The 22,993-nt window shown below is 38.7% G+C and carries 18 protein-coding genes and 1 tRNA gene; 18 read left to right on the top strand and 1 reads right to left on the bottom strand.

From position 1 onward, the window contains the following. Nucleotides 1-81 precede the first annotated feature (81 nt). From VF06_RS18940 to VF06_RS18960, 5 genes are all read left to right on the top strand, one after another. A complete protein-coding gene (locus VF06_RS18940; RefSeq protein WP_099068744.1) occupies nt 82-348 on the top strand; it encodes a CTB family bacteriocin in 267 nt (88 codons plus the stop codon). Between the two features lie 1,414 nt (nt 349-1,762). Then, complete coding sequence (locus VF06_RS18945) at nt 1,763-3,427, top strand: beta-barrel domain-containing protein (RefSeq protein WP_099068745.1); 1,665 nt, start codon at nt 1,763-1,765, stop codon at nt 3,425-3,427. Nucleotides 3,428-3,636: 209 nt separating this feature from the next. Next, the gene (locus tag VF06_RS18950) at nt 3,637-5,805 is read left to right on the top strand and encodes a peptidase domain-containing ABC transporter (protein ID WP_099068787.1); all 2,169 of its coding nucleotides are present in this window, start codon (nt 3,637-3,639) and stop codon (nt 5,803-5,805) included. 26 nt (nt 5,806-5,831) lie between these two features. After that, the gene (locus VF06_RS18955) at nt 5,832-6,155 is read left to right on the top strand and encodes a hypothetical protein (protein WP_099068746.1); all 324 of its coding nucleotides are present in this window, start codon (nt 5,832-5,834) and stop codon (nt 6,153-6,155) included. Nucleotides 6,156-6,484: 329 nt separating this feature from the next. Next, the gene (locus VF06_RS18960; protein ID WP_099068747.1) at nt 6,485-6,670 is read left to right on the top strand and encodes a hypothetical protein; all 186 of its coding nucleotides are present in this window, start codon (nt 6,485-6,487) and stop codon (nt 6,668-6,670) included. 280 nt (nt 6,671-6,950) lie between these two features. Here VF06_RS18960 and VF06_RS18965 read toward each other — a convergent pair whose 3' ends face one another. Next, nucleotides 6,951-7,877 (bottom strand): alpha/beta fold hydrolase, encoded by a 927-nt coding sequence (locus VF06_RS18965; protein ID WP_099068748.1) that lies wholly within the window; start codon nt 7,875-7,877, stop codon nt 6,951-6,953. A gap of 722 nt (nt 7,878-8,599) precedes the next feature. On the opposite strand from VF06_RS18965, the gene VF06_RS18970 reads away from it, so the two are divergent. The 13 genes from VF06_RS18970 (at nt 8,600) to VF06_RS19030 (ending at nt 22,535) form a co-directional block, all read left to right on the top strand. Next, nucleotides 8,600-9,142 (top strand): thioredoxin family protein, encoded by a 543-nt coding sequence (locus tag VF06_RS18970; protein WP_099068749.1) that lies wholly within the window; start codon nt 8,600-8,602, stop codon nt 9,140-9,142. Between the two features lie 71 nt (nt 9,143-9,213). After that, the gene (gene pyrH, locus VF06_RS18975) at nt 9,214-9,942 is read left to right on the top strand and encodes a UMP kinase (protein WP_099068750.1); all 729 of its coding nucleotides are present in this window, start codon (nt 9,214-9,216) and stop codon (nt 9,940-9,942) included. Beyond that, nucleotides 9,929-10,477 (top strand): ribosome recycling factor, encoded by a 549-nt coding sequence (gene frr / locus VF06_RS18980; RefSeq protein ID WP_099068751.1) that lies wholly within the window; start codon nt 9,929-9,931, stop codon nt 10,475-10,477. Before pyrH ends, frr begins: the two co-directional genes overlap by 14 nt. A gap of 243 nt (nt 10,478-10,720) precedes the next feature. Further along, nucleotides 10,721-10,805: transfer RNA gene (locus VF06_RS18985), tRNA-Ser, on the top strand. A gap of 343 nt (nt 10,806-11,148) precedes the next feature. Continuing rightward, entirely contained in the window at nt 11,149-12,321 is a 1,173-nt protein-coding gene (locus tag VF06_RS18990; RefSeq protein ID WP_099068752.1) for a CapA family protein, read from the top strand. A 75-nt stretch (nt 12,322-12,396) separates the two neighbouring features. Further along, complete coding sequence (locus tag VF06_RS18995) at nt 12,397-12,861, top strand: putative molybdenum carrier protein (RefSeq protein WP_099068753.1); 465 nt, start codon at nt 12,397-12,399, stop codon at nt 12,859-12,861. Nucleotides 12,862-13,063: 202 nt separating this feature from the next. After that, nucleotides 13,064-13,789: a carbonic anhydrase gene (locus VF06_RS19000; protein WP_099068754.1), complete on the top strand. Its 726-nt coding sequence runs from the start codon at nt 13,064-13,066 to the stop codon at nt 13,787-13,789. Nucleotides 13,790-14,402: 613 nt separating this feature from the next. Continuing rightward, nucleotides 14,403-15,911 carry a UbiD family decarboxylase gene (locus VF06_RS19005; RefSeq protein ID WP_099068755.1) on the top strand — a complete coding sequence of 503 codons (1,509 nt, stop codon included), beginning with the start codon at nt 14,403-14,405 and terminating at the stop codon, nt 15,909-15,911. Between the two features lie 236 nt (nt 15,912-16,147). After that, a complete protein-coding gene (locus VF06_RS19010) occupies nt 16,148-16,687 on the top strand; it encodes an SH3 domain-containing protein (protein WP_099068756.1) in 540 nt (179 codons plus the stop codon). A gap of 157 nt (nt 16,688-16,844) precedes the next feature. After that, nucleotides 16,845-17,120 (top strand): hypothetical protein, encoded by a 276-nt coding sequence (locus tag VF06_RS19015; protein WP_244918004.1) that lies wholly within the window; start codon nt 16,845-16,847, stop codon nt 17,118-17,120. Nucleotides 17,121-17,468: 348 nt separating this feature from the next. Beyond that, nucleotides 17,469-19,109, top strand: coding sequence for a tetratricopeptide repeat protein (locus tag VF06_RS19020; RefSeq protein ID WP_099068757.1), 1,641 nt, complete (start codon nt 17,469-17,471; stop codon nt 19,107-19,109). A 373-nt stretch (nt 19,110-19,482) separates the two neighbouring features. Further along, nucleotides 19,483-21,465 (top strand): heavy metal translocating P-type ATPase, encoded by a 1,983-nt coding sequence (locus VF06_RS19025; protein WP_099068758.1) that lies wholly within the window; start codon nt 19,483-19,485, stop codon nt 21,463-21,465. Nucleotides 21,466-21,854: 389 nt separating this feature from the next. Next, on the top strand, nt 21,855-22,535 hold the full coding sequence (locus VF06_RS19030) for a hypothetical protein (RefSeq protein WP_099068759.1): 681 nt from the start codon (nt 21,855-21,857) through the stop codon (nt 22,533-22,535). Nucleotides 22,536-22,993: the final 458 nt, after the last annotated feature.

Consider the following 22,993-nt stretch of genomic DNA (forward strand, 5'->3'; position numbering starts at 1 on the left):
TTTATGAAATCCTGACAAACAATCCCTATAGTTGGGTCTTAGGTGGTGAAACACCTGATTTTGTAAGTGAGGCCAATAATCATGTCATATCCAATAATTGCATCAGAGTTGTTACTCGATTTATCTGATGAGCAACAACAGCTGTTAGCCGGCGGCGTTGATTCAGAAAATAGTCGCAGTATCTACGGTCAAAGCCAGGGATTTATACAAGGAACAACTAGTTCCGGCCCCCAAGGTAGCAGTTCTAATTCCCTAGCAAATAAGAGTAGGTTAATTACTGGAGCGCAAGATACTCTGAACCTGGGAGGAGAAGGTGTACCTCGTCTTTTGAGACGCTTCGCTAAGTAACCCCAATTATCTGTTTAACTAGAGCGTTTGAGATAAAGCAGCTAATTAGAATAGTGGCTGTCAAAAAGTTAAGAGTCAAGAACTAATCAATGTTTCAACTATTTTCCAATATCAAAATCTGGAACTTTGATCCCAATAGTTGATATTGCAGGTTTCAGTCTACTCAAATTTTTGTAACAGCGATTAACTGCAATATAAACGCTCAAGTTTCTTCGTTATTAAGCACTGGAATCAGTTGCTGATTCCAGAGCTTTCTCAAGTTTTCACATTTGCATAAGCTTGTAATCTGTCTAAATAGCTTTGGGAAAACTGCATAAGTTAGTAGTCTGTCCCATCGATTCTACTGGATAAAAATGTTCGTAGTCAGGACTTTAGTCCTTGATTTTATAAGCACTAAAGTGCTTACTACGAACCTTTCAAAACTTTTGGGACAGACTATTAGCCTCCAAAATCTTTGATTTCAGAGATAAGTACAACAAGTATTTGTCAGCTAGTAAGGAAAACTGCCCTCTCTACTGACCACAGAAATAACCTTACTAATACTTCACAAAATTTTTTGACCCGCCATCATCAACAACTTTGTTAAGTCAGGACTATCATCCAAATTCTCTGTGACGCCAAGCTGTTCTGGATATCTAAATTTAGAAATAAATGGATGAATTTGATATTTGAAGCAGCCAATAATTAAGAATTAATTTTGCATTTTACTTCTTTTTTTGGCAGTTAAAATGTAGGAGTAACTCCCAAGTAAAAAAATATTGCACAGAAGATTGTTAGCTGTTGACGGTTGACAGTCAACAGTCAACGACAGGAACCTGCATAATTTATTTTTTGGAGTTCCCAGAGTTCGTAGCTGTAAGGCTCAATAATGCCAAAGCTTTTGTAAAAATTGACTCTGCAAACAAACAAATTTTTCCAATTTTCGTTTGCAGATAAAAGGGGGACAGAAGATTTCTACGACTCGCTCAATGTAAGTGAGGACTTTGAGAGAGTTTGAGCGTTCTTCTTGATTTTATCAACGCATTGTGGGCGTCAAAAATATGAAAAAGGTGATTCTGGCGCATCGCACAGGCCTTTTTCTTCCCCCTTCATTGATTATAAACAATTATGGAAAATGGTGTTGCCTACTATGGACAACATACGTTCGAGTTTGAATATTTTGTAAAAGTTTGTAATCGCTACTTGAGTGCTGAAAATTGAGCGATAAATTCCTCAGCAAGGGTCTTGCACAATTCATCAAACAGACTCTAGTAGTCTTTAAAAGGGAACAGTGAACGGCAAACAGGCAACAGATTTGTAGAAGGACGCATTTACACTGTGGGCATACACCATCTGGTTTCAAATGTTTGATTTTTTCCATTTATCAAGAGTTTACAGATTTTGAAGTATTAATTCATACAAAAGGTGTAATGTCGTGAGTTTGTCACGCCCTAAAGAAAACTATTCTTGGAATAGGTTTAACGAACCATTACCAGAACAACTCCACTTAGTTGAAGCTAACGAATTTCTTCCCCGCATCAGCAAGTGGACTAGCATTGGTGCGGGAGCTCTGCTGACTACTTTTGTAGTAGGGGTGACTTTAACATCTGTTTTAAATTACAACGTTACGGTGAAAGTTCCTGCAACTATTCGACCGGCGGGAGAATTACGGGTTGTTCAGTCTGCTATGAGTGGAAGCGTTCAAAACATTAATGTTCAGGAAAATCAAGCGGTGACTCAGGGACAAGTTATTGCTCAAATTGATGGTTCCCATCTCCAGACTCAAAAAAGTCAACTAGAAAGTAATATTAGGCAAAGTCAATTGCAACTAACTCAAATTGATGCTCAACTGCGTCAAAATGAAATTCAGATTGCGGCGCAGATAAGTTTAAATAATCGCTCGATTATGGCTGCACAAGCCCAATTAGACGGTACGCAACGCAACTATGAAGATCGGCAAGCGATCGCTACAGCTGAAATGGCACAAGCACAAGCAATCTTGACTTTAGCAAAGGCGCAACAAGAACGATCGCAACAACAAAAATTCTTTACAGCAGCTATTGAAGAAGCCAAAGCTGCTTTAACTTTAGCCAAAGTTCAACGGGAACGATTACAACGAGAAAAAGTTTTGACGGCCACTGTACAAGAAGCGGAAGCTGCTTTGACTTTAGCTAGGGTGCAACGCGATCGCTTACAGCCAATAGTAGCATCAGGAGCCGTTTCTCAAAATCTATTTGAAGAAAAAGAACAAGCAATTATATCTGCCGAAGCGAAACTAGAACAAGCTCAAGCCAACGCTAAAAATCTCCAGGAGGAAAAAGAACAAGCTATTAAAACGGCTCAAGCAAAGCTAGAACAAGTTAAAGACAACGCCAAAAATATTCTAGAGGAAAAAGAACAAGCCTTAAAGGTGGCCGAAACAAACCTACAAAAGGCCAAAACCGCCATTAATCCTACTTATTCTGCTGTAACTGTTGCATCCGAACGGATTAAGCAGGAACAAGCCAGAGGAGAAGCTACCTTAGCCGCTTTGAAAAAAGAACGAGAAACTCTACTCCAGCAGCGCCTCGAAATTCAAAAGGAAATCGATCGCAACACTAAAGAAATGCAACAGATCCAAATCGACCTCAATCGAAGTATAGTGCGATCGCCAATCACTGGAACACTGCTGGAATTAAATCTTCGCAACCCCGGACAAGTAGTCCAACCAAGCGAAGCCATTGCTCAAATTGCTCCTCTCAATGCACCTTTATTAATTAAAGCTAGCGTACCAGCTCATGACATTGATAAAGTCAAACCAGGACAACAAGTCAAAATGCAGGTTTCTGCTTGTCCCTATCCAGACTACGGTACTCTCAACGGTAGCGTCAAAACAATTGCCCCAGACGCCCTACCAATTGCCAAAAATAATGCAAATCCAAGTGTAGCCCAAGTAGTTGCCTACGAAGTAACTATTGAACCACAAACTCTATATGTTGGTAGAGGCGATCGCAAATGTTATCTCAAATCTGGCATGGAAGGTAGATCTGATATTATTTCTCGCCAAGAAACTGTACTTCAATTCATTCTCAGAAAAGCCAGATTTATCACAGAATTTTGAAGTCAGGAGTCAGGAGTCAGAAGTCAGGAGTCAGAATTCAGAATTCAGAAGTCAGAAGTCAGAAGTCAGAATTCAGGAGTCAGAATTCAGAATTCAGGAGTCAGAATGAATAATATTTTTATCGCAATTGTATTTGAGTGGTGAAAAATGTCAGTGGTGACTGTCAACAGTCAACAGTTAACAGTCAACAATCAACAGTCAAGGTTAACATGTTTAATTTATTTAAACTCGGTAAAAATTACGAGTGTGTTTTACAGTTAAGTGAAGAGGACTGTGGAGCAGCATGTTTGGCTGCAATTTGCAAACATTATGGACGTTTTTTAAGTATCAATCGCTGTCGAGATGCAGTTGGAACTGGACAGTTAGGTACAACTTTGCTGGGTTTAAAACGTGGGTCTGAGGCTCTAGGTTTTAATGCTAGGGCAGTTAAGGCTGCACCTGCCATTGTAGACAAAATTAAAGAAATACAACTACCAGCAATTATCCATTGGCGTGGTCACCATTGGGTTATTTTATACGACCAACGGGGAAAAAATTATGCGATCGCAGACCCAGCTGTAGGTATTCGTTATGTCAGCCGAGAAGAGTTGACCACAGCTTGGAATGGGGTAATGTTATTAGTCGAACCAGATCCAGACCGCTTTTTTCAGCAGCCCCAAGAAGAAGCAAAAGGTGGTTTAGTACGCTTTTTTCACCGGATATTACCTTATCGTGGGTTGTTGACTCAAGTTTTAGCGTTGAATATTGTTCTGGGTTTACTGGCTTTAGGTACTCCGGTTTTAATCCAACTACTTACAGATGATGTCCTTGTACGCGGTGATACTCAGTTACTTACTGTTGTCGTCTCAGCTGTTGTAGTCATGAGCTTGTTTAGCAGTTGTCTGCAAGTATTACAAAGCACCATGATTGCTCATTTTGGTCAACGACTGCAATTAGGCTTAGTTTTGGAGTTTGCGCGAAAAATTCTTCAGTTACCCCTCAATTATTACGAAGCTCGTCGCAGTGGGGAAATCAGTAGCCGACTAAGAGATATCAATGAAATTAATCAGTTGGTATCGCAAATTGTGGTTCTTTTACCCAGCCAGTTTTTTATTGCAGTGATATCTTTGTGCTTGATGTTATTTTATAGCTGGAAACTAACATTAGCAGTTATTTTGTTTGCAGGGTTAATGACTGTATCTACCTTACCTTTTTTACCCATCTTGCAACAAAAAACGCGAAATTTGTTGGTTTTGGGGGCGGAAAATCAAGGAATTTTGGTAGAAACTTTTAAGGGAGCGCAGGTACTTAAAACCACAAATGCTGCACCGCAATTTTGGGATGAATTCCAAAGCCGTTTTGGTCGTCTAGCAAATTTGACTTTTAGTACTATCCAAATCGGAATTATTAACGGTACAATTGCTAAACTTTTGGCTACTCTCGGCGGAGTAATTTTACTTGGGTTAGGAAGTATTTTGGTAATTCAAGGAGAATTGAGCATCGGTCAAATGCTGGCTTTTAACGCCCTACAGGTGAATGTCCTAAATTTAATTGACTCTTTAATTAACTTTATCGATGAATACTTTCGCTCTCACACAGCAGTGTCTCGTTTATTAGAAGTTATTGATGCAACGCCGGAAGTAGTTGGAGGTAGTCAAAAGCCAGTTGCTCAAATTTCTGGAGATGCAGATATTCGCTGTTCTCATTTGCAATTTCATCACCCAGGAAGAGTTGATTTATTAGAGGATTTTTCTCTCAAGCTTCCTGGGGGAAAAGTAACTGCTTTAATTGGTAAATCAGGCTGTGGTAAAAGTACTCTGGCGAAAGTGATTGCAGGTTTATATCAGCTAAACTCTGGCAATATTCGCATTGGCTTCTATAACATTCAAGACCTTTCCTTGGATTGTTTGCGACAACAAGTAGTTTATGTACCCCAAGAACCTCATTTCTGGAGTCGGTCGATTTTGGAAAACTTCCGCTTAGGAACGCCTTACATTTCCTTTGAAGAAATTGTCAAAGCTTGTCAAATTGCAGATGCAGATGAGTTTATCAGTCAGCTTCCAAATCAATATCAAACTGTTTTGGGGGAATTTGGGGCGAATCTCTCTGGCGGACAAAGACAAAGATTAGCGATCGCTAGAGGTATTCTCACTAATCCACCCGTACTCATTTTAGACGAAGCAACCGCCGGACTCGATCCAGTCAGCGAATCTCACGTACTAGACCGACTCCTGGAATACCGACAAGGCAAAAGCACAATCTTAATCACCCATCGTCCCAGTGTCATTAATCGAGCCGACTGGATTGTCATGCTAGATAAAGGTCAGGTGCAAATACAAGGTACTCCTGAAACTTTTCTCTCTCAGCAAGGAGAGCATTTAAAGTTTTTATCACTGTAAAAAATAGCTGCTAAGCAAATAAAACTATGTCTGAAAATATCCAATCCGACAATTCTCAATTTTTCCAAGATTTATCGCCAGAAGAACAAGAAAGCCTAGTGGCTGGACAGAATATACCAAGTGTAAGTAATTTTTTACTCCAGCAAGCTAAAACTGAAACTTCAGCAAGCAACCTATTAATGACTGCAAATGGTGATGTTTCTTCACAAAAATCCAAATATATAACCTCACAACTTAACCTAGCATCTTCCCTAAACTTAGATTTTTCCATACCAAATTTTAGTTCCTTGGCAAATCTCATCAATCAGCCTATTGTAAATATTCTCAATAAAATATTTACCAACAAATAAATCGTTTATTAAAAAACATTTTTACTTTTACACATTTATGTAAAAGTAAAAATGTTTTTATGTTTTTTATAATTTAAAAAATCAAATTAATTTACTATTTTATAGGTTTAATGAAATAAATATTATTTCATTAACCGATAGTAGTAATTTATTAAATAATGTTTATAACTTGAGATGAATTTTATATTAAAATTTGAATGTTCTGAATCTATAACTTTAGGACAATTAAATCATCAAAAAATAAGTTTATAAAAAACTATAGGTGAGTGACAGTTATGTTGAAACCATATATGTCTACACACCTACATTTGTAAGGGAGGTCATTAATCATGTTGAATCAAGCTACCCAATCTTATTTACTTGTGGATTTATCCACTGAAGACCAACAGCTTCTGACTGGTGGTAAAAGAGATAGAGACATAGACTTCAAAAAAGGTTACTTCTACTTGTTCCCTAAAGGTGAGGACTTCTACTATGAAGGCAAAGCCAAGAAGAAAGAATTCGATGAAGACTAACTTAGGTTATTTTTTGGTTGTGTAACTTAGTTATGCAGCTTTGATTTAGCACCCATGAAGGTATTTTGCCAGCATGGGTGCTTACTTAATGTATAAATTTTTTTAAATTTTTTGCCCATAATTCGGTTTGGTTTATACCTTTTTCTTCCTTCTCCCTTCTACTCTTTGCCTCCTGTCTTTTCTTTCTTTTATAAAAAATTCAAGGTGCGTTAGCCTACGGCATAACACACCCTACATAAAATTAATGATTATGGATATTTTGGATGTAGCTGGGCAAAAATTATGCTTCTAATTTTGCCGAGTTTAGGAACTGCGATCGCTCCCGAATCCAGTCTTGTAAAATCGGATTAACTAACTCTGGTGCTTCATCTTGGGGACAATGCCCCACTCCTTCTAAAGGAATAAACTTTTGTACTTGGGGAAAATTAGCTAATTCTCTACCTAATTCAATAGGTTCCCAAGGATCGGCTGCTCCCCACAAAATAATTGCCGGACAAGGTAACAACGGTAAAAGGTCTTCTGGTAAAGGCCCTGTGGAATAAGAAGTAAATGCTAGAAATACAGCTACAGCACCAGGATCGCTGGCTGGAGCAGTCAGAATATCTACTAATTCATCTGTAACTACTTCTGCGTTGGCGTAGGCTTTGAGTAAAATTTTGCGTACTGTTTTTGGTTTGGCGACTTGATTGAAAAAGAATTCACCAACTGGTTTAATAGACAATACCCGTTGCAGTAAAGGCGCTCCTGTACGCCGAATCCAGGGTAAAGTTACCCGTTTGCGATCGTGCAACAACCTTAGAGAACAGTTGAGCAAAGCAACTCCCAAAGCAATATCTGGCTGACTCACCGCTGCTTGCATGGCTACAATGCAGCCAATGGAATTTCCAACTAAAAAAGCTGGTTCACCCACCACTTCGCGACAAAAATCTGCCACTTGCTCTCCCCAAGTTTCTAAGGTGTAGGCAATTTTTTCACCAGGTTTGGGTTTGGCTGAAGCACCAAAGCCAATCAAATCAATGGCATAAACACGACAATTCTCTGCTAATGCAGGAATATTTTTTCGCCAGTGCCACCAAGAAGCCCCAAATCCATGCACCAGAACGACAGCTGGGCCAGTGGTTCCACTGCATTGATAGCAAATACTAAAACCTTGCCAAATCCAGGTTTTTGTAGACGTAAACGCTGTGTTTGAACTTGAGATTGTCATAGGGAATTCGATGAACGCAACGGTATGAAATTTCTAGCACTCAAATCAAGCAAAATTGTTTTGATTTTGCCTCAGGAAATTCTAAAAATAAACAACGGCATATGGTGGTTGACTGTTGACTGTTGACTATTGACTGTTGACTGTAAAACCTTAACGGTTAACAGTTAAGAGTCTTTTCATGGAATATTTTTTTACTTGGAAGTCCCTAAAATTTATCAGATTTTCAAATTAAATCTTTTGGTCTAGTGATAATTTAGACATACGACACAAAAACTTCTAGGCATTTAATACTAGCGTTATGCTAATAGTTTTATCGAGCATAGGCAGTGTTCGTATTGTTGGTAAAGCTAATTTACTCACAAATTAGATTATGTCAGTATTAGGAACCATAGTTTCTCCGATCTCAATCAAATTTTCGCCATGTTGGCACACATTTAGACTGTGATGCTATCCTTGAACTTCGATAACCATACTACTTGTGATACTTTACACTTGGTAATATACCTGGCGTGAAGGAAGTAACACATACAACAAAAAAAACAATTATAAAAGTGATGGAATTGGTATCAGTGCTAGATTCAGTAGTTTCACAATTTACGATCGCCAAGTTGGTTCATAAAATTGTTGGACATGAGGCATCGGCTAAGGGGTGGTTTGCAACTGGAAACTGACGCTGAATTTCACAATATTTTTCTTGTTCCTAGTCCTGCGAGCCAGAAAAGATGAATATACTAGAAACAATTGATACTCCTATCGGCAGCTACGCACCAGATTTTGAACTCCCAGGAATTGATGGTCAAGTACACCATCTTAGCCGTTATCTTGAGAAGTTCCGTGCAGTGGGCGTGGTTTTTATATGTAACCACTGTCCTTATGTAGAGTTGTATGTAGACAGACTTAAAAAGATTCAAGCGGAATTTGCTCTTTCAAGTTTCACCTTGATTGGGATGAATGGTAGCGACTCCGGGTCAACCTTTGAAAATATGAAAGCTTTTGCCCAGCGTCACGAGTTGAATTTCCCTTACTTGTGGGACTCAACCCAAGATGTGACCCGCAGTTTTGGGGCTATAAAAACACCAATGGCGTTTTTGATAGATAGTACAGGCATAGTACGCTACAAAGGTCAAATTGACGATCGCCCCCAAGATCCATCATTTGTGGGACAGACTTATTTGAAAACAGCGATCGGGTGTTTGTTTGCTGGTCAAGAAATAGCTATACCACAAACAGAACCAATAGGTACTACATTGATTTGGCGTAACTAGACATAGATAGTCCCTCTAACTGCTATCTTAAATTGGAGGCAATTGCAACTTTTTTGATAAAGCGTAACTTCATGGGAACGAATTACCGACGGGTTTTACTCAAACTGAGCGGTGAAGCTTTAATGGGCAACATGGGCTATGGCATCGATCCAGAAGTGGTGAAAGAAATAGCCCAGGAAATAGCAGAGGTGGTAGCCACTGGGTCTCAAATCGCCATCGTTGTTGGCGGCGGCAATATTTTTCGTGGCGTCAAAGCAGCATCGGCGGGGATGGATAGGGCAACCGCTGACTATGTAGGAATGATTGCCACGGTAATGAATGCCATGACGCTGCAAGATTCGCTGGAGCGAATAGGAGTGCAAACGCGGGTACAAACTGCGATCGCGATGCAAGAATTAGCGGAACCGTATATTCGTCGTCGTGCCATCCGTCATCTTGAAAAAGGGCGGGTGGTAATTTTTGGCGCTGGTTCTGGAAATCCCTTCTTTACCACAGACACCACTGCCGCATTAAGAGCCGCAGAAATTGAAGCTGAAGTGATTTTTAAAGCCACCAAGGTAGATGGAATCTACGACGCCGATCCTCAAATTCATCCTAACGCCAAGCGTTATAAGACCCTCACCTACACGCACGTTTTGGCTCATGATTTGCGAGTAATGGATAGTACTGCGATTGCCTTGTGTAAAGAAAATAACATCCCAATTTTGGTATTTGACTTAACGGTGCGAGGTAACATCCACCGAGCAGTCCTGGGAGAAACCATCGGCACCCTTGTGGGAGGTTCTTGTGAAATTAGCTGAAGCTGAGAGTACGATGCAAAAAACTGTTGAGGCGACTCAACGAGCATTTAACACAATTCGCACTGGTCGCGCCAATGCGAGTTTACTAGATAAAGTCTTGGTGGACTACTACGGTTCGCCGACACCCCTAAAATCAGTGGCAAATATTAGCACACCAGATGCTTCAACAATTCTGATTCAGCCTTACGAGCGCAACACTTTAAACATCATTGAGAAAGCAATTTCTCTTTCGGATGTAGGTTTAACACCAAGTAATGATGGTAGCGTAATTCGGCTGAATATTCCGCCTTTGACGAGCGATCGGCGTAAAGAATTTGTCAAAACAGCCGCTAAGTATGCTGAAGAAGGTCGGGTTGCCATTCGCAACATCCGTCGCGATGCTCTAGACTCGATTCGCAAACAGGAAAAGGCGTCTGAAATCTCCAAAGATGAATCAAAAGACCAGCAAGACAACTTGCAAAAACTCACCAATGAGTACATCGCCAAAATAGATGCATCATTGGCAGAAAAAGAAAAAGACATCACGACTGTTTAAAGTCTAAGGTCTAAAGCATAAAGGCTGGAGAATGGCATAAAATTCTTCAGCCTTTTTAATTAGTCTTTTGAGTCTTTTGTGAAATGTGATGTCTGTGTATGTCTACATAGCTTTGTAAAGCTGAATTTGAGCGATCGCTGGAATAATTTGAATGCTATAATAGCAAAGGGGACGCGCTAAACATTATCCCCAACATTGCAAGATTTGAATGTCAATAAACTTCAAATCTCTAAATAAATATCTGGAGAGGTGTCCGAGCGGTTCATGGTGACGCACTCGAAATGCGTTTTGGGGAAACCCAACGGGGGTTCGAATCCCCCCCTCTCCGTTCAAAACACTATCTTAAAGCCATACTAAAAATCACAAGTCTTTGCTTTGACTAAGTACAACATTCATTAATTCGTAGCTAATTCTCTGCACCCCTTTGCGTTTACCTTTGCGTTTACCTTTGCGTTTAAATTTAAACTCTCAATTCGCCACGACCTTGTGCAAAGCTGTACTAAGCCGTTCCCTGTTCTCTTTTAACTATAGTTACCAGATATATTGCATTCGAGGGAGAATCACCATACTTCAGTAATTACTTAGCTTGATATTTGTTAGAAAACACTAAAATATACATTGCTAACACAGATTTTTAGGATAAACTAATGCCATCGTGTGAGGAGTGAACGATGGCAGATACAAGCTTGGGGCGAGCAGTTTCGTTCGCTTTTGTTGGTGTATGTTTTTATTTAGGTATTGGCGTGGGAGTGGTGATTCGGCTGGGGCAATCACAGCGAACAAACGCTGCTACTACACCTGTTGAATCTGGCTTGTTACCATTGACCATACCTGAATTTAGGGAACCAACATTAAAAAAACAAATCTTTGCAGGCACTATCACCATTAAAGCTGTTGGAGATATTATTCCTGGTACTAATTTTCCTAACTACAGATTGCCCCGCTTTCAAGATCAACTTTTACCAAAATCTGTGAGAACTCACTTACAAGGATCTGATATCTTATTTGGTAACTTTGAAAGTAGTTTAACTAATCATCCATACACTACTAAAGATATTAATCGAGAACAAGTTTTTGCATTTCGTTCTCCACCTGCATACGCCCAGTTATTTGCTAAAGCTGGTTTTAATGTATTCAATATGGCAAATAATCATGCAATGGATTTTGGTTTGGTAGGGTTCAAAGATACAAAAAAGAATCTTGAGGCTGCGGGCATTGCTACATTAGGTCATAAAAATCAAATTCTCTATCTAAAAGCTAACAATATTCCTGTGGGAATGATTGGTTTTTCTCCTTATGAAATGTATAATTCTATCCATAATTTAGTAGCAGCCGAAAAACTTGTAGCGCAAGCCAAAAAGAATGCCAACATTGTAATAGTATCGATGCACGCTGGAGCAGAAGGAACGGAGGCATTACACGTTAAAAATCAGACAGAATTTTTTTATGGAGAAAATCGAGGTAATTCAATTAATTTTGCCAGAAAAATGATTGATGCTGGAGCAGATTTAGTACTGGGACACGGGCCTCACGTTCCTAGAGCAATGGAAATCTATAAGAATAAAATCATAGCTTATTCTTTAGGAAATTTTTTAGGATATCGGACTTTATCTACAAATGCTCAAGCTGGCGACTCGCTAATTTTAGAAGTCAAAATCAACTCATCTGGCAATTTGGTATCAAGTAAAATTATTCCCATTCGCATGGATAAGCAGGGAATTCCTCAAGTCGATCGCCATTTCAGGACACTCAAACTTATGCGTTATTTGAATAATAAAGCTTTTCCTAAAAATCCGGTAAAAATTAACAACAAAGGTGAGATTATTATCAAAACTAAATCATAGCGATCGCCCTCATATTCACAATCTAAACTAGAGAATCATAATTGACTGATTTTCAAAATTTTATCAAACTTCCAAATGTCTAAGAACTTAAAAATAGTTTCTGGCGGCCAAACAGGAGCAGACCGCGCAGCTCTCGATTGGGCTATAGCTCATAAAGTTCCTCACGGAGGCTGGTGTCCTCAAGGGCGTAAAGCAGAAGATGGTGTAATTCATATATGTTATAACCTCACTGAAACACCATCGACCGAATATTCCCAGCGCACTGAATGGAATGTCCGCGACTCTGATGGAACTATTATATTTTCTATCACTGAAAAACTTTTTGCTGGCACTTTATTAACTGCTCAATTAACTCAAAAATATCACAAACCTTATATACATATATGTCAAGGATTCACTTTAAATACTGTCAGTGAATTATTATTATTTATCTCCAAATATAAAATAGTAACTCTGAATATTGCAGGGCCAAGAGCCTCAGATGAACCAGAAGTATATCAGTTTGTCAAAAGTACTTTAGAAAAAGCTATTTTTCCCTAAATGCAGCAAATTCTAGTTTTTCAAGTACGCAACCTTAGTTTTAACACCAAGCATCAAACTTGTTTTACTACTGAATTCTGACTACTGAATTCTGAATTCTGTTTTATTAAATAACTCTTAAACCGTGTAAAAGGGTACTCTTGCATTCTATTTGTATCTGATATGTTCCTGATATTAAGAATAATGTTATCAGGTAGTATTGATGAGTCAAATTAATGGATTCATAGGACGACGTGATTTATTGAAATTCGTAGGTGTAATGGGTATTGGGGCTGTTGCTTTTGGACATCGCTTTTGGGATATACAACAAGCTGCGGCGGCTGACGTTCATTCAGTTAACCCTAATCCAGTGAGTCCTAATGAAGCTATTAGACGCTTGCTTAATGGTAATCAAAGATTTGTTCATCAACAACGCAAATATCCCGATCAAACACTAGAACATCTACGATTAGTTGCTAAAGCTCAGTATCCATTTGCCGCTATATTAGGCTGTGCAGATTCTAGAGTACCTGCGGAAATCGTCTTCGATCAAGGGCTGGGAGATTTATTTGTTGTGCGAGTGGCTGGTAATGTCGCCAGTGACACGGCTATAGGTAGTTTGGAATATTCTACAGCTGTATTAGGTTCGCAGTTAATTGTAGTTTTAGGTCATAAAAGATGCGGTGCAGTCGCAGAAGCAATTAAAAACGAACCACTTCCTGGCAGAATTGGTTTTGTTGTTGAAGGTATCAAGCCTGCTTTAGCAAATCTAAAATTAACAACTGATAATACTAGTGATGAAGCAGTTAAAGCCAATGTTAAATATCAGGCGAAAAAATTACAAGAAAGCTCAGGAATATTAGCAAAATTGCTCGATGCTGGCAAACTCAAAATTGTTGGCGCTTGTTACGATATTGATACTGGTAAGGTCAATCTTGTTAATGGATAAAGAACGCCACCAATGTCAGCATAGGGATAAAGTAAGAGTTTGGGCTGAATTAAAAATAGTATAAAAAAGTAAGAAATTAGCCTTAATACAACAACAATAATAATGTTGAACAATCGGGAAATTCCTACATGGTGATTAGCTTGATTCATAAATTACCTGTTAACCATGATTTCCTGTATACCCTTTACGAAGAAAACCAGAGGGTAGAAGGCACAAGGATTTGTGTCGTTCTAAAGCTTGTAACAAATAAACCCAGTAGGGGTCACATAACAAGACCGCCTGCCGGGAAGGTATAGTTTATTCTGGCCATGTTTGATTAGGTTAGTGCTTATTTATCAAAAATAATGCCTATCCTCAGTTAGGATAACTAAAATGTTTGTAAAACTTAGTTAAGAAAAGTTAAGAAACAGGTTAATTTACAGTAAAGGCTAGATGGGAGTGGGGGACAAGGGAGACAAGGGAGACAAGGGGGACAAGGGAGATGGGGCGGTAGGGAAGAATAATAATTTCCCAGTCATCAGTCATCAGTCATCAGTCATCACCCAACACCCCGAATGACTAATAATATAAGAAAGCGCTTCACATTTCTTAAATAATCTGCTTTACAAGAACTATGGCCAGAGACTTACGGGGATTCATTAAAATTCTAGAAGAAAAAGGACAATTACGGCGAATTACAGCTTTAGTTGACCCAGATTTAGAAATTGCTGAGATTTCTAACCGGATGCTACAGAAAGGTGGGCCGGGGTTGTTGTTTGAAAATGTCAAAGGTGCTTCTTTCCCGGTGGCGGTGAATTTGATGGGAACTGTGGAAAGAATTTGCTGGGCGATGAATATGCAGCATCCAGAGGAATTGGAAACTCTGGGGAAAAAGTTGAGTATGCTGCAACAACCAAAACCACCGAAGAAGATTTCCCAGGCGATAGATTTTGGTAAGGTTTTGTTTGATGTGGTGAAGGCGAAACCGGGGCGGGATTTTTTCCCGGCTTGTCAGCAAGTTGTGATTGAAGGCGATGATTTGGATTTAAATAAGTTGCCTTTGATACGTCCTTATCCTGGTGATGCTGGCAAGATTATCACGCTGGGATTGGTAATTACCAAGGATTGTGAGACTGGTACGCCCAATGTAGGAGTGTATCGTTTGCAGCTACAATCAAAAAATACGATGACGGTTCATTGGTTATCGGTGCGGGGTGGGGCGAGGCATTTGCGAAAAGCGGCTGAACGTGGGAAAAAATTAGAAGTGGCGATCGCACTTGGTGTAGATCCTTTAATTATCATGGCAGCAGCTACGCCCATTCCTGTAGATTTATCAGAGTGGCTGTTTGCCGGACTTTATGGCGGTTCGGGTGTGCAGTTGGCTAAGTGCAAAACTGTAGATTTGGAAGTTCCCGCAGATTCAGAATTTGTCTTAGAAGGAACGATTACACCAGGGGAAGTTTTGCCGGATGGGCCTTTTGGCGACCACATGGGTTATTACGGTGGCGTTGAGGATTCGCCGTTGGTTCGCTTCAACTGCATGACACACCGCAAAGATCCGATTTACTTAACAACATTTAGCGGTCGTCCACCCAAAGAAGAAGCGATGATGGCGATCGCACTTAATCGCATCTATACACCTATTCTGCGGCAACAAGTCTCCGAAATCGTCGATTTCTTCTTACCAATGGAAGCTTTGAGTTATAAAGCGGCGATTATTTCCATTGACAAAGCATATCCGGGACAAGCAAGACGGGCGGCTTTGGCGTTTTGGAGTGCCTTACCACAATTTACTTACACCAAATTTGTCATTGTCGTGGATAAAGATATAAATATTCGCGACCCGCGTCAAGTTGTATGGGCAATTAGTTCTAAAGTTGACCCAGTAAGAGATGTATTTATTTTACCGAACACACCCTTTGATAGTTTGGATTTTGCCAGCGAAAAAATTGGCTTGGGTGGACGTATGGGAATTGACGCTACCACAAAGATTCCGCCGGAAACAGATCATGAATGGGGCGCAACTTTAGAATCAGATCCAGATGTGGCGGCGATGGTAGATAGACGCTGGGCTGAGTATGGTTTGGCACAGTTGCAATTAGGAGAAGTTGACCCAAACCTGTTTGGCTACGATATGAAATAATATGATGTTTGTCACAGCAGTTATTTAGATAACTGCTGTTTTGAGAGATTACTCACAAATAAGTGAACTCCAAAAACATAAATTATTCTGGTTAAAGTGTTGACAGTTCACAGTTAACACTCAACAAGCACTCTTGCTTTATGCTTTTTTAGCGCGCATTAGCTATATTGGGGTTGCCTTATGAGATAGTAAAAGAACTCATATTTAACTACTGATGCCAAATAATTGGAAAAAATATGACCAAAAAAGTCAACAATTTTACAAAAAAGTTAGCGTTAGGATTGGCATTCAGTTGTATTAGTGTAATGCTCCATAATGGTATAGCTAATCAAATAGCTTTAGCAGAATCCAAGAAACTACAAAAGTGTGATATTTTTGCCTATGTCACAGATACAGATCCACAAGGTTTAAATGTGCGAACTGGTGCAAGTACAAAGCACAGAATTTTAGGGCAAATACCGATTAATCAAACAGTTCAAGTTGTTGCTGCTGTGAAAAATTGGGTACAGATTACTAATCCTAGTGATGGTTTTCAAGGCACTGGATGGGTATTTGTGCCAAACTTAGGTTTATCAACTCAAGGCTATGGTACTAATGGCGTAGAGATTTATGCCAATAGCAACGAACAAAGCCGAACAATCGGAAGAATTCCTGCTAATACGCCAGTCCAATTGTTAGGCTGTCGCGGAGATTGGGCGCACATAGAATATCAAGGTATCAAGGGCTGGCTGAAAAGAGAAGATCAATGTGGTGCAGCCCTGACTAGTTGTTCTTAAGAATTCAGAACCCAGAATTCAGAATTCAGAATGAAGTTATTAATACTGACAATAATAATTTAGCCCCCTCCTCGCTTGCGGGGAGGGGGGACTGGAGTGGGGGTTTGGGTTGGGGTTTTGATTTTGGGACATTTGGTAATTGGCGAATTAATGTTTCATGTATTATTCCCAGCGATCGCACTCGCACTATACAATTCAACTTACAACCAAGATTCGCAAGACTACTCAAAGCAAGGGTATTGGACAGGGAATAAGAGAAGGACTATTTAAAGGTATTGAAATTACTTTAGAGATTAAATTTGGCATTGGCAACGAAGGGTTAACAATATTACCAGAGATTTCCCAGATACAAAACATAGAGATATTAAATGCTATTCTCTCCAGTATCAAAACTGTCAATACCTTAGAAGAACTCCGGCAAATCTACCAATAATTTACTACTCAAATTCAACTGCCAAAATCAGTCATATACGACGAAAAGCTAATATAGCAATCTCATTTGATTTTTGAACAAAATTCCGTACACTTTACTCTTTTATAACCCTGTTGCCTATTGCCTATTGCCTCTTGCCTGCCTATACAGTTCAGTTCATTAATCAAATCTGACTGCTATATGTCGTAATACACTCGCTTTGTGTAAAAGTAATTGCATTAATTTAAATTAAGATTTAATATATAAGATTAAGCAGTTTTTGGGAACATCACCCAAGCAAATTAAAAGGTTTACGCCAAATGAATATTTTAATAGAATAATCTCATCAAAAGATTCGCAGCAATCAAAATGGACTGGATTACGCTACTGCGATCGCTACAGTCTGATTTTATCAAAAGGCTAACATCTGGTTGTCTGCTTCATTGTGAAACAGAAGGTCAACATAGTGAATTAACTATAATTTCTGGAGAGAGGCTAAAGGCACTAAGAGAATTTTGCTGGCAAATGGCTGAGAAATATAAGCGTGTTTTGCCAGTTCGTGATGTTTTTATTAACTATCTTAAAGGAAAACTCGGTGAAGAAGTTGTCAAGGAACGCTTAGCTGATTTTATTACTGAAGTCGATTATGAAAAACGATTCGGCGGCGATGGTAAAATAGATTTTACCTTGACTTGTGACCCATCTATTGGTATTGAAGTTAAATCTCGTCACGGTAGTATTGACAGAGTTAGATGGTCAATTAGTTCTGAAGAAGTTGAAAAAAATGCAGTTGTAGTTTGCATTTTAATTCAAGAAGATGTGAGTGAAGCACAATCTGAATATCACCTTTTTTTAGCTGGCTTTCTCCCAACCCGCATGATTAAGCTGAAGACTGGTAGAATATCTTTTGGCATAGATCAATTACTTTATGGTGGTGGCTTATTTTACTATTTAGAACAGCTACAATCTTCTAGCAATCATCATTCTTTGAGGCAAAAACCACCGACTTATAAATATTTACCAAAACCAGAAACTCTACCTCAGCCAGCTAATAATCAATTGCTCAAATCTGGGTTTCAAGCTGATATCGAGAGTTATTTACATTCTCGCGATGAAGATTTAAATTTGCTTTATCTAAAATTAGCTGATGGATTTTTCCAAAAAGCAGAATATACAAATGCAATAGCTGGCTATAGTCAAGTTATAGAAGTGAATCATAGTCACCCTGAATTATATTATAAACGAGGTTTAGCTTACTATCAAATAGGCGATTATGAAGCGGCGATCGCAGATTATTCTCAAGCAATCCAGATAAATATTCACGATGCTAAATCTTACAATAAACGAGGTTTGGCTTTATATCAAATTGGCAGATTAGAAGAAGCAATTAATGATTATACCCAAGCTATTAGAATTAATCCTAATCTGGCCGTGGCTTATAAAAATCGTGCTGAAGCTCGTTCTCATATAGGAGACAATCAAGGAGCCATTGAAGATTATACCCAAGCCATTAAAATTAATCCCGATTATGCTGATGTTTATAAAAATCGTGGTATTGCTCGTTATTTATTAGGAACTCCACCAGTATTTCCCCAAGCTATCAAAGTTAATCCTCAAGATGCTGTAGCTTATAATAATCGCGGTAATGCTCGTTCTGATTTAGGAGATTTTCAGGGAGCAATTGAAGACTATACCCAAGCAATACAGATTAATCCTAATTATGTAGATGCTTATTATAACCGTGGTAATGCTCGTTCTGACTCAGGAGATTTAGAAGGAGCAATTGAAGATTATACTCAAGCAATCCAACTTAACCCTAATTATGCAGATGCTTATTATAATCGCGCCAATCTTCGTTTAGAAATAACAGAAAAACAGCAAGCAATTGAAGATTTTCAAACAGCCGCAGATATCTATCGCAAAGAAGGTAAGCTAGAAGCCTTGAAAGATACAAAACAAAGAATATTAGATTTAGAAATAGAAGAATCATTAGATATTTTAAATTTTTAGGGAATTGGGAATTGGGGATGGGGCATTGGGCATTGGGCATTGGGCATGGGGCATTGGACAGAAGAGGTTCCAGGAGGCAGATGGGAAAAACTCATCTCCCCTGCTCCCTTGTCTCCCTCATCTCCGAAAGCATCTTACGTGAGATTAATACTTATTATCAAATTCAAATATTTGAGAAATTGGTAATCTGAGTAATCGCTAATAATCAATTGCAAAATTTAACATTAAACCTTGTGAATTCTGACTTCTGGATTCTGAATTCCGACTTATTGATATCGATTATCTTTCTTAAATTATTAACTTGTAAAAATTAATTTTTTTCATTACCTTTAAAGAAAGGTTCTATATCCAATAACTTACAATTCTCAAAAAAATGAAGCAAAAACTACATTCAGAATCTTCAGGTTGTTGCAGTTGCGAACACGAACATCACGAGAATCATAACCATCATCATGATGAGAATCATAACCATGACCACAATCACAACCACGGGGGAGAATTCAACCTCAAAAATGAGATATTTCCTTTAGTAAGGATTTTAAGTTTGTATGCACCAGGTGTAATTTTTGAAAATCAATTGCATAATACACTCTACTCAATAGGTGAGTATTTAGTTTTCATTCCTGCTTATTTATTAAGTGGATGGAGTGTTTTAAAAACTGCTGGACGCAATATTCTTAGAGGTAGAATATTTGACGAAACATTTTTAATGACAGTAGCAACACTAGGAGCGATCGCCATTCATAAATTACCCGAAGCTGTGGGAGTGATGTTATTTTATAAAATTGGCGAATTATTCCAAGATATTGCCGTCAGCCGTTCTCGTAATTCTATCAAAGTTTTATTAGAAATCCGCCCAGATTATGCAAATATCCAAACAGAACAAGGATTGAAAAAAGTATCACCAGACACAGTAAAAATTGGAGATATTATCGTCGTTAAACCTGGAGAAAAAATTCCTTTAGATGGTGAAATTCTCCAAGGTAATTCTCAAATTGATACATCTGCGTTAACAGGAGAATCTGTACCGCGAAGTGTGAAGCCGGGAGAAACAGTTTTAGCTGGAACAATCAATAAAATCGGCGTTCTAACTATTCAAGTAACAAAACTGTTTGATGAATCTTCCATTGCCAAGATTTTAGACTTGGTGCAGAATGCCAAAAGCAAAAAAGCCGCAACAGAGAAATTTATTACTAAATTTGCTCGATATTATACGCCGATAGTAGTTTTTGCATCTCTAGGCGTTGCTTTATTGCCTCCTTTATTTATTTCTGGTGCAACTTCCTCAGAATGGATTTATCGTGCCCTGATTTTATTAGTTATTTCCTGTCCGTGTGGATTAGTTATAAGTATTCCATTAGGTTACTTTGGAGGTATTGGAGGTGCGGCAAAGCGTGGAATTTTAGTTAAAGGCTCTACTTTTTTAGATAGTCTGAATGCAGTCAAAACAGTTGTATTTGATAAAACTGGAACTTTAACCAAAGGAGTATTTCAAGTCACAAAAATAGTACCAAAAAATGGTTTTATTGAAGAAGAATTATTGGAATTAACGGCTAAAATAGAATCCCATTCTAATCATCCCATAGCCCAATCTATCCGCAATGCTTACGGTAATAATATTGATGCATCTGATGTCAAAGATTATGAAGAGATAGCAGGTTGTGGAATTAGAGCCAAAGTTGCAAATAAAGTAGTAATGGCAGGTAGCGATCGCTTATTACATCAAGAAGCTATTGCTCATGATAATTGCCTAGTGGAAGGTACAGTTATTCATTTAGCAGTAGATAATATCTACGCTGGCTATATAGTAATAGCTGATGAACTCAAAGAAGATGCTAGAGAAGCAATCCAAACACTCAAAAAAATGGGTGTAGAAAAAACAGTAATGTTGACAGGAGATAATCAAGCGATCGCTTCTCGAATTGCTCAAGAAATAGGCATAGATATCTACGAAGCAGAGTTATTACCAGAAGAAAAAGTCAACGCCATTGAAAAATTACTCAGCACCACCGAAAAACATGCTAAAGTAGCCTTTGTTGGAGATGGAATTAATGATGCCCCAGTAATTGCTAGAGCAGATATTGGTATGGCAATGGGCGGCTTAGGTTCCGATGCAGCCATAGAAACTGCCGATATTGTCATCATCACAGATGCACCATCAAAAGTAGCACAAGCAATTCAAATTGCCAGAAAAACCAGAAAAATAGTTTGGCAAAATATTGGGTTTGCCCTAGCAATTAAAGGTGTATTTATTGGATTGGGTATTTTCGGCATAGCGACAATGTGGGAAGCTGTGTTTGCAGATGTTGGAGTAGCGTTGCTGGCAATTTTCAACGCAACTAGGGTGATGAAATAAAAAGGAGTCAGAATTCAGGAGTCAGAATTCAGAATTCAGAATTTGTGGATACTCTATCCATAAAAGGATAGAGTTTTAATAAGGAATAATGTCTAAAATTGGTTTCGCCCACAATTCGCCTGAATTTTAAACCAATATTCAAACGCGATGCTCGTTCGCGCAGCGTGCCGTAGGCAAGACTCGCTACCGCTGCGCTATCAACCAGTCGGACTCCAATTCATACTGAATTCTGACTCCTGTTAGCGGTAGCGGGGCGTTTAGCCCGTTCTGAATTGTTCTTCATAAAATTTTGAGAAAATCAGGAATCCGTAATTGGGAAATTGTAGAAGTTAAAACTGAAAAGTAATAATTGAAGAAACATCCCCAATCGGATTTCATTGAGGTATATTGTGAAGTCACATATTAAAAGTATCGCTACAGCTACGTTAGCGTTGCTGGTAATTTACTCAGCAAAAGAAGCAGTTGCATTACCCCAAAAAATCGATAATTCAGTTACTATTGCACAATCACAACCATTGACAGACACCCTGATTATTCCTGGGGAAAGAGTAGGGCCAATAACACGCACAACCACCAAACGAGATTTAGTAAAATTGTTTGGTGCGTCTCGTGTGGTTGATAAAACCATTTCCGGTGCTGAAGGAATCGGTAGTTTTGCCGCTACTCAATTAAAGTTAGATCGGGGGCGATCGCTTTTGGTAGTCTGGAGTGATAAAACCCGTACCAAACCTTTAGATGTGCGTAACTTGGGTTCCGCTTGGAAAACTCGTGAAGGTATCGGTGTCGGAACCTCCTTAAGCCAGTTACGCCAGAAATTAGGTAACTTTAAACTCTATGGATTAGGCTGGGATTACGGCGGCACAATTTTGTTAGATAGCAGCAAATTATCCCGCTATCAAGGTAAACTGATTTTGCGAGTAGACGCTGCTACTAATGCCTCCGAAAAGTTTCCCAACGACTACCAAGCAGTGTTAGGAGATACTACTTTTTCTTCCAGTAATCGCCATTGGAAACCTTTAGGAATTACACTCGCAGAAATCATCGTTGTATTGAATCCTAGTCAAGAATAATCGGCTGCTCAATATCTCATTTGTTGACTGATACCAAAATTGGCATTGGAACAGCAAAATTTATTAAATATAGTGTTATTTGCCTGACAGAAATAATGATTGCCTAAGCCAGAATACAAGGAAAACAGAGATATTCAACAAATTGGTGTTTGTTTATACTATTTCAATTTTTTGTAGTCGTTATACTCATGACTTAGGTTCTACCTGGGAATTAGGAAGTGGCTTTGCCACTTCTTTTTATTTATATCGTATGCCCAGGAAAAAATAAATTAAAAGTTAAAACTATTTGTTTCAACTTTTAACTTTTATTTAGTGATTGAGCAATTTGCAACTAAATCAAGTATAATACCTAACTTTTCCAGCCAAATATCAAGCTTTTCACTCCTGAATTCTGACTCCTGAATTCTGACTCCTGAATTCTGAATTCTGACTCCTGAATTCTGACTCCTGAATTCTGA

This window comes from Nostoc linckia z4 (genome assembly GCF_002608075.1).
GTDB classification, from domain to species: domain Bacteria; phylum Cyanobacteriota; class Cyanobacteriia; order Cyanobacteriales; family Nostocaceae; genus Nostoc; species Nostoc linckia.

Coding starts and splice junctions, on each gene's coding strand:
- VF06_RS18940 (WP_099068744.1), top strand. CDS start 82: ATGTCATATCCAATAATTGCATCAGAGTTGTTACTCGATTTATCTGAT.
- VF06_RS18950 (WP_099068787.1), top strand. CDS start 3,637: ATGTTTAATTTATTTAAACTCGGTAAAAATTACGAGTGTGTTTTACAG.
- VF06_RS18955 (WP_099068746.1), top strand. CDS start 5,832: ATGTCTGAAAATATCCAATCCGACAATTCTCAATTTTTCCAAGATTTA.
- VF06_RS18960 (WP_099068747.1), top strand. CDS start 6,485: ATGTTGAATCAAGCTACCCAATCTTATTTACTTGTGGATTTATCCACT.
- VF06_RS18965 (WP_099068748.1), bottom strand. CDS start 7,877: ATGACAATCTCAAGTTCAAACACAGCGTTTACGTCTACAAAAACCTGG.
- VF06_RS18970 (WP_099068749.1), top strand. CDS start 8,600: ATGAATATACTAGAAACAATTGATACTCCTATCGGCAGCTACGCACCA.
- pyrH (WP_099068750.1), top strand. CDS start 9,214: ATGGGAACGAATTACCGACGGGTTTTACTCAAACTGAGCGGTGAAGCT.
- VF06_RS18990 (WP_099068752.1), top strand. CDS start 11,149: ATGGCAGATACAAGCTTGGGGCGAGCAGTTTCGTTCGCTTTTGTTGGT.
- VF06_RS18995 (WP_099068753.1), top strand. CDS start 12,397: ATGTCTAAGAACTTAAAAATAGTTTCTGGCGGCCAAACAGGAGCAGAC.
- VF06_RS19000 (WP_099068754.1), top strand. CDS start 13,064: ATGAGTCAAATTAATGGATTCATAGGACGACGTGATTTATTGAAATTC.
- VF06_RS19005 (WP_099068755.1), top strand. CDS start 14,403: ATGGCCAGAGACTTACGGGGATTCATTAAAATTCTAGAAGAAAAAGGA.
- VF06_RS19010 (WP_099068756.1), top strand. CDS start 16,148: ATGACCAAAAAAGTCAACAATTTTACAAAAAAGTTAGCGTTAGGATTG.
- VF06_RS19015 (WP_244918004.1), top strand. CDS start 16,845: ATGTATTATTCCCAGCGATCGCACTCGCACTATACAATTCAACTTACA.
- VF06_RS19020 (WP_099068757.1), top strand. CDS start 17,469: ATGGACTGGATTACGCTACTGCGATCGCTACAGTCTGATTTTATCAAA.
- VF06_RS19025 (WP_099068758.1), top strand. CDS start 19,483: ATGAAGCAAAAACTACATTCAGAATCTTCAGGTTGTTGCAGTTGCGAA.